This is a genomic window from Bellilinea sp., from assembly GCF_053501535.1.
In genome coordinates, this window is record NZ_JBRCOK010000056.1 from 25,862 (window position 1) to 33,347 (window position 7,486).

Here is a 7,486-nt window from a genome sequence, read left to right on the forward strand (position 1 = left end):
CAGCAGAACCATGAGCGAAGCAATGACCAATCTTCGTCCCCAGCCGGATGACGTGCTGGTACAAATTGCCGATTATGTGCTGAATACAGAAATTACCAGTACCGAAGCGTACGACACTGCCCGACTGTGCCTGATGGATACGCTGGGCTGCGGTCTGGAAGCCCTCTCCTACCCTGCCTGTACCAAATTGCTTGGCCCGATTGTGCCCGGCACGATTGTTCCCAACGGAGCCCGCGTACCGGGCACCCAATTCGTCCTCGATCCGGTCACAGCTGCTTTTAACATCGGAGCAATGATCCGCTGGCTGGATTTCAACGACACCTGGCTGGCCGCTGAATGGGGTCATCCTTCGGACAATCTGGGTGGCATTCTGGCAACCGCGGACTGGCTTTCGCGCACAGCGGTGGCGAATGGCAAACCACCTCTGACCATCCGGCAGTTGTTGACCGCCATGATCAAAGCCCACGAGATACAGGGGGTTCTGGCCCTGGAAAACAGTTTCAATCGGGTTGGGCTGGATCACGTCATTCTGGTCAAGGTTGCCAGCACAGCGGTGGTAACCGCCATGCTGGGGGGCACGAAAGACGAGATCATCAACGCCCTCTCCAATGCCTTTATTGATGGCCATCCGCTGCGTACTTATCGCCATGCCCCAAACACCGGTTCACGCAAATCCTGGGCAGCGGGAGATGCCACCAGTCGCGCGGTACGCCTTGCGCTGATGGCGGTCAAGGGGGAAATGGGGTATCCTTCCGCCCTGACAGCCAAAACATGGGGTTTTTATGACGTACTTTTTCGCGGGCAATCGTTCAAGCTGTCGCAGCCATTCGGTTCGTATGTGATGGAAAATGTGCTTTTCAAGATTTCCTTCCCGGCCGAGTTCCATGCACAGACAGCAGTAGAAGCAGCCTTTCAACTTCATCCGCTGGTGCGCGACCGGCTGGAAGAGATTGAAAAAGTGGTGATCACCACGCACGAGTCGGCCATCCGCATCATTGATAAACGCGGGCCGCTGTATAACCCCGCCGACCGCGACCACTGCATTCAATATATGACTGCTATCGGCTTGATTTATGGGGAATTGACTGCCCGGCATTACGAAGATGAAGTCGCTGCCGATCCGCGCATTGATGATTTGCGCGCAAAGATGGAAGTGGTAGAAAATCCAAAATTCAGCCGGGACTACCTCGACCCGCAAAAGCGTTCGATTACCAATGCGGTGCAAGTCTTTTTCCGCGATGGAAGCTCCACCGACCAGGTGGTAGTCGAATATCCGATCGGCCACCGCCGGCGGCGCGCGGAGGGGATTCCGCTGTTGATTGAAAAATTTAAGGTCAATCTGGCTCGTCGTTTCCCGCCAAAGCAGGCAGCCCAAATTCTGTCGGTCTGTCAGGATGCCAACAGACTGCAGGCGATGCCGGTCAACGAATGGGTAGATTTGTTTGTTATTTAAGGTTTGGCTTGACCAATGCGGGTTTGTTGAGTAAAATCTTTTTTGCAAGTTCTGGCGACGTGGCCAAGTGGTAAGGCAAGGGTCTGCAAAACCCTGATCACGGGTTCAAATCCCGTCGTCGCCTCTCAAGTAAGCACTTTACCAGTTTCTATTTCTTTTAGTCAAAGGGATTCCATCCCTTTGACGAGCAGCGCACCCGATGCATCCCTGGGTGCGTTTTGTGTTTGTTCAGAGATCAGGCACGGTTACGCTTCCCTCACTCATTCCACTTTCCGAAGCCACCCGCCAGCACGGGCTGGGAGAAGCCTATTTGCACCAGATGGTTGAAAAAGGCAAAATTAGGGCTGCAATGGTTACGGGTGAGATGGTCGTAAGCGAAGATGAAGTAAAAGAACGCGCGTCAAACGAATGTTAATAAAGCCATCACCTTTCGTCATTCGGATACATGCATCCTCAAGACCCGGGATTCTCGCGATTGCTTCGACTATAAGCGTGCCGCTTTGCCCAACGATCCGACACGAAAGACAGCCGTTGCGCCTCCATGTAGTACAACCCAATCATCGATGCCCTCCGCAGAAAGAAACTCACGCCAACCCTGTTCGCTCATGCTTATCGTCTCCTATCCTGTCACCCGCCAAACACTCCAGTTTGGCGGCGGGACGCCGTCCGCTGCAACCGGTTGTCAGGCGGTAATAACCCAACTGTCAGGATGCTTATCTGGGATTATCCGCGGATCAATTCCATGCTCAAGAAAGACCTTGCATGCAGAAACGACCAAGTTGAACCCTTCGGTTGAATCCAACGCTTGCGCCACCTTCTCGTCGTCGGTTCCAGAAAAGCCAGTCTCTGTAATGGAAACAAACGTCCATCCCTCACCCTTTGCCACAAATGTAATCTCAACTGGTGTCGGCCAATCGAAGACAATCCGCCGGTTGTTCTCCAGTGCTCTTACAACAACATCGCCAGAAGCTCCGTAGAAGTCCCAATACCAGGTAACCGTCTCACCGATCGCGAGTCGACCGCTAGAGCGATTGAACCAGAACTTCGTGGTCACTTCAGGATCAACGAAAGCATTGAATACTTCTTCGACGGGTCTACGGATAAGCATAGTTGCCCGTGCTGTTGGGGAAGTCGTAAGTGTCATTCTCTACTCCATTCAGTTCTAAGTGAAGGAACCAACCGATCGAGTTGAGTGTTCAGCGGTAGACAGTCCGCCATCAAGCGAGGAGCCAGGTATCGCTGGTGTTCGAGCGCCCGGTTTGTAGTCCTCGCGTCCCCGGTTCATTCCTTCAGACTTTCCGGGGTTTGCGCGACAAACGGACCCCGCTCCATAAAGCCCCACACATAGCCTTCGGGGTCGCGAACTTGCAGCACTCGAACCCCATAAAACTTCGGTTCTGGGTGTCCCGCGGTGACGCCAGCTGCAGTGACACGGGCATACATTGCTTCTACATCATCAACCCAAATGCCGATCCAGTCCTCGGGACGGCGTCCCTTATTCTTCCACCAGTCTGGAGAACCGTCGAGCCAGATTTCAGAGGAGCCAACCGTGAGTTCCGCATTAGTGATGTGCCCATATTCGTCCAACCAACGCCCCTTCTCAACAAAGCCGAATACTCGGGTCAACCACTCAAGCGCAACCGAGATGTTGTCGTAGTGTAGGTAAGGCGTGACACCGTTGAAGGTAACAGGTTTCTCTGACATAGCTCAACTCCTAAACTGGGAAAGACTGGGAAAGGGATCTAGCGTGGTTCTTGCTATGACTGACCTTCTATGCGCAACGAAATAGTGTCGGCTGCAAGCGCGAGTTGGGCAGTCAAAAAAGAATACATCCAAGCCAGACCCGCAAGGACAACACGGTGAACTGCTATGCTCCCCAGAACAACAACCAACTGAAAGACCATCTTTAGCATACTTGATCATGTACGAAATTGCCCTGAACGTCAAGCTAATCAACACCCTCCGGCTGCTGCCGAGTAGAGCCGTCTGGCCATGAAACGATACAGACACGGTTGCCTGCGCGGTCGGCAAGCGTCCAGTATTCTGGCGCATGGGAGTCATCGACAATTCGTCCGCCTGCAGCAAGCGCTGCTTGTAGTCGTACCAGCGCCTGATCGTGCGCAACCGACACATCAATATGCATCGCATGCCGCAGTAGCTTGCTTGCGTCAATCTCTTGCATCCAGACCGTCGATCCGTGCCCAAGAGGGTCAACTGCATTATCATCAGCCATCGGCAGGTAGCCTAGCACGGCGCGCCAGAAATCAACGTCAATCTCATCCCGCTTCGCTGCAATTGCGACCTGTACTTCTTGGACAGCCGAACGATCTGCGAGCGCTTCATACTCCCGTGCAACACCTGAAATAGCCCTTGCAAGTTCGATGTGCCGCGACTCCAGTTGCCAAAGATCACGAGTCAAACGAACGTTAATAAAGCCATCACCGATCGTCATTAGGACACAGGCATCTTCAAGACCCGGGATTCTCGCAATTGCTTCGGCTAAGCGTGCCGCTTTGCCCAACGATCCGACACGAAAGACAGCCGTTGCGCCTCCATGTAGTACAACCCAATCATTGATGCCCTCCGCAGAAAGAAACTCCCGCCAACCCTGTTCGCTCATGATTATCGTCTCCTATCCTGTCACCCGCCAAACCCTCCAGTTTGGCGGCGGGACGCCGTCCGCTGCAACCGGTTGTCAGACCACCCTCACTGACGCACATAGCCCAAGTGTGTGGCGGTTGGACCATCAAGCACCCTGTCAATGCGAAACTGCGGCAAGGGTTCGCGCAGGTTCTCGAACAGACGCCGCCCGGTGCCGAACAACACGGGCGCCAGGGCGATTTCCAACTCGTCGATGACACCCATGTTCAAATACTGTTGGATCACGTCTGCGCCGCCTGCAATTCGAATATCACGACTGCCCGCAGATTCCCGCGCCAGCTCAAGTGCCCGCTCCGGTCCGTCATTGATGAAGTAAAAGGTCGTCCCACCGGGGCGCACCCAGGGTTCGCGCTTCTCATGGGTAAGAACGTATACCGCTGTGTGAAACGGAGCCTCCTCCGGCCAGCCGCGCTCTCCACCTTCAAACATGCGCTTGCCCATAATGTTGGCACCGATGCGCTCCGTGGTGCTGCGAAGCAGGTCATTGACCGGGCCGGTCTCTCCACCTGGTCCGAGCTTGAGGTTCTCGCGGATGTACTCTTGATTGAGAGCCCAGCCCATCAGCGCACCCCACTTGGCGCCCCAGTTCTTGTACTCAGGCTTGTCCCAATTCTCCATGGTCATTCCTTCCGGTGCCATGTAGCCATCGAGGCTAAGCCCAATATTGACGAATACTTTACTCATGATTCTCCTCTCGCACGATTGGATTTCAGCATAACGGATGGGTTCAGCCGACACGCTGCGCTTCACTCCACGTGCGGCTGCAGCCCGTGGTTAGGTTTTGCTACCGTATCCCATCGTGATGACGACATTCCCCTTTTTGTGCCCTTTTTCAACATACCTGTGAGCCTCGGCGGTCTGTTCTAACGAGTAACTTCTATCAATGACTGCTCTTATCTTTCCCACCTCAATAAGCTCTTTGAGCAAAATGAGCTTTTCGGTCTCTTCGCTTGTCAGGGATTTGACGGTTAGAGAGATCCCGTTCTTCGTCAGAGAGCTTTTACCGCGTGAAGAGGATATCTTGCCAACCGCGTCAAAAACAATCTCATAGGTTTCGCCGCTCTGGGTGAAATCCTCTTGAGTGTAATCAATTACCTTATCAGCCCCCAGAGATCTTACAAGATCTAAACTTGAGGTGCTGCATACCCCGGTTACTTCTGCCCCAAAATGGTACATGGCAATTTGTACCGCAAAGGTACCTACACTTCCAGAAGCGCCATAGATAAGGACTTTTTGTCCCCTCTGGATATTTGCCGTTTTCAGAAGATGTAACGCTGTCATACCCCCAATAGGAACAGCGGCGGCTTCCTCATAGGTAATGTTCGCAGGTTTTTTGGCCACCACTCCTTGCTTCCATTCTTCGGGCAGACATACATATTCGGCATAAGCGCCAGCTCTTAAGCCAGTGGTTGTTCCAAAAACTTGGTCACCCTTCTTAAACAGTTTTACATCTTTGCCAACCGCTTCAACCTCCCCGGACACCTCATATCCCAGGATAGTCTTTTTGGGTTTTGTGAGGCCAAACATTATTCGCAGCGCGAGAGTCCACAGTGTGGAATCCGGGTGTTTTCCGCTTCGCGCTACCACCGTTCCTGCTGATACGGTTGTCGCATATACTTTTACCAGTATTTCATTGTCCTTGGGCACAGGTTTTTCTACCTCTGTTAGCTGAAGAACATCCGGCGGCCCATATTCTGTGTATACAATCGCTTTCATGAGTTTTCTCCGATACTTCTTTGTCCGTGAATGAAGAATAGAATTCCCAAAACATACTTGTCGAAAGAGCAGTTGCTTCTCATGGCAATCCACTTCGGATCTTAATCGAATCGCACCTCTAAACTGCCCATTTCAATGCATACCAGACCGTCAGTGCATTAAACACAAAGCTTACAAGGAGCAGAAATCTGTCGTACGTTCCAAGGTATCCAGAAAATCCGAAGAGATTGAAAACAACAAGCAATACCGGAACGATAATGTTCGCCCAGCGAATGGCGGGATGCTTTAACGTCAGGGTCAGCACAAGCATAACAATCGGAATCAGCATCAAAGCTGCCACAAACAACCACATCCCCTGAGATGGTTTTGTACCTAAGATTTCTCCTGGTGTAATGTGACCGGCAAATATTCGCAGCACATCCCCCAAAAGATAGGTCAACATTACCGCTGTCCATAATCCTGAAAGTATTATCCTCGTATCTAATATGATTGGCTCTCCTTCATTGTCTACTGAAATAGGGTTTGCAAAACCCAACAATGCGATTCAGTGCCCGTCCGCCGCAACCGGTTGGTAGACCTCGGTTAGCCCTCGCCAAAAACCACGTTTTAGCAGCAATGGCCTTCCTGAGGGTTGTGAAATTAAGCAGGAACATAGACCAATCGGATCACATCCTCGTCAATCCGATCATTGGTGATGAGGCGGAGCGGCGGTCGGGGTCCGGCGAAATAGGGCTTACCGTGACCCAGCACGACGGGGTGCAGGTAGATCCGATACTCATCGATGAGGCCAAGCTCGGTGAGGCTGTGCGCCAGGCTCGGACCGGCAACTTCGATTTCCCCGTCACGTTCCGCCTTCAGCTTGCGAATCGAGCTCGCGAGATCACCTTCGACAAGCGCGGCATTCGGGCCGACCGAGTTCAACGTGCGCGAGACGACCCATTTCGGCTGCTTCCGCCACGCAGCCGCGAAGGCCTGTTCTGCCGCATCCCATTCAGGATGCTCGTCGTCCCAGTAACGCATGACCTCGTACATTTGGCGACCGTAGACACTGCCCGCCTGCCCTTGAGCCTCCTCAATGAAGTGGCGAAAGAGCGTGGAGCGTGGCGCAAACATCATATGGTCGACGTAGCCGTCCAGGGACTGATTCATTCCGAACACGAGTTTAGCCATATCCTGTTCTTTCTCTTGCACGCGTCACACCACTGCATGTCGTCTAACTTTAATTTGTACGGGTTTCTGATATATTGCACTTTTTGACGTATATCTATTTCCAAAACCCGCGTTACACAGCGATTTATAGTGGGTTATCTAAAACCATCAGCATCTAAAATCTATTCATAATATTACATTTATAGACAAAAAATGTCAATAATACGACACCCAATCAATGCCACTGCAAAACCCTGATCACGGGTTCAAACCCCCATGAGGGGGCAATGTCCCGTCGTCGCCTCTCATTTTTTGACGGGTTCAAATTGCTGCTGTCTGGGTTTTGGGCATATCCCGAACCCCACTTAGAGGAACATTTTTAATAAGCTAACGCGAAATCTTGCCTGTGGCGGAAAATCCTGCTATAATCTAGGTCACCCAGGGCGCGTAGCTCAGTTGGTCAGAGCGCACGGTTCACATCCGTGAGGTCCGGGGGTTCGAGCCCCT

Annotated in this window: 9 protein-coding genes and 1 tRNA gene; 3 read left to right on the plus strand and 7 right to left on the minus strand. The window is 52.4% G+C overall.

Features of this window, described 5'->3' with window-relative positions; translation table 11 throughout:
* Nucleotides 1-10 precede the first annotated feature (10 nt).
* The 3 genes from ACWIZX_RS06305 to ACWIZX_RS06315 all read left to right on the plus strand — a co-directional run bounded on the left by ACWIZX_RS06305 (nucleotide 11) and on the right by ACWIZX_RS06315 (nucleotide 1,868).
* Nucleotides 11-1,453 carry a bifunctional 2-methylcitrate dehydratase/aconitate hydratase gene (locus ACWIZX_RS06305; protein ID WP_448335172.1) on the plus strand — a complete coding sequence of 481 codons (1,443 nt, stop codon included), beginning with the start codon at nucleotides 11-13 and terminating at the stop codon, nucleotides 1,451-1,453.
* 53 nt (nucleotides 1,454-1,506) lie between these two features.
* A tRNA-Cys gene (locus ACWIZX_RS06310) sits at nucleotides 1,507-1,577 on the plus strand.
* 75 nt (nucleotides 1,578-1,652) lie between these two features.
* Nucleotides 1,653-1,868, plus strand: coding sequence for a hypothetical protein (locus ACWIZX_RS06315; protein WP_448335173.1), 216 nt, complete (start codon nucleotides 1,653-1,655; stop codon nucleotides 1,866-1,868).
* Nucleotides 1,869-2,135: 267 nt separating this feature from the next.
* On the opposite strand, the gene ACWIZX_RS06320 is transcribed toward ACWIZX_RS06315, so the two are convergent.
* The 7 genes from ACWIZX_RS06320 to ACWIZX_RS06350 form a co-directional block, all read right to left on the minus strand.
* On the minus strand, nucleotides 2,136-2,597 hold the full coding sequence (locus ACWIZX_RS06320; protein WP_448335174.1) for an SRPBCC family protein: 462 nt from the start codon (nucleotides 2,595-2,597) through the stop codon (nucleotides 2,136-2,138).
* Nucleotides 2,598-2,734: 137 nt separating this feature from the next.
* Nucleotides 2,735-3,157: a VOC family protein gene (locus ACWIZX_RS06325; protein ID WP_448335175.1), complete on the minus strand. Its 423-nt coding sequence runs from the start codon at nucleotides 3,155-3,157 to the stop codon at nucleotides 2,735-2,737.
* A 244-nt stretch (nucleotides 3,158-3,401) separates the two neighbouring features.
* A complete protein-coding gene (locus tag ACWIZX_RS06330) occupies nucleotides 3,402-4,073 on the minus strand; it encodes a VOC family protein (protein WP_448335176.1) in 672 nt (223 codons plus the stop codon).
* An 86-nt stretch (nucleotides 4,074-4,159) separates the two neighbouring features.
* Nucleotides 4,160-4,798, minus strand: coding sequence for a dihydrofolate reductase family protein (locus tag ACWIZX_RS06335; RefSeq protein WP_448335177.1), 639 nt, complete (start codon nucleotides 4,796-4,798; stop codon nucleotides 4,160-4,162).
* 90 nt (nucleotides 4,799-4,888) lie between these two features.
* Nucleotides 4,889-5,830 carry an NAD(P)-dependent alcohol dehydrogenase gene (locus ACWIZX_RS06340; RefSeq protein ID WP_448335178.1) on the minus strand — a complete coding sequence of 314 codons (942 nt, stop codon included), beginning with the start codon at nucleotides 5,828-5,830 and terminating at the stop codon, nucleotides 4,889-4,891.
* A 118-nt stretch (nucleotides 5,831-5,948) separates the two neighbouring features.
* Nucleotides 5,949-6,272 (minus strand): hypothetical protein, encoded by a 324-nt coding sequence (locus ACWIZX_RS06345; protein WP_322793377.1) that lies wholly within the window; start codon nucleotides 6,270-6,272, stop codon nucleotides 5,949-5,951.
* Nucleotides 6,273-6,469: 197 nt separating this feature from the next.
* The gene (locus tag ACWIZX_RS06350; RefSeq protein WP_448335179.1) at nucleotides 6,470-7,000 is read right to left on the minus strand and encodes a dihydrofolate reductase family protein; all 531 of its coding nucleotides are present in this window, start codon (nucleotides 6,998-7,000) and stop codon (nucleotides 6,470-6,472) included.
* Nucleotides 7,001-7,486: the final 486 nt, after the last annotated feature.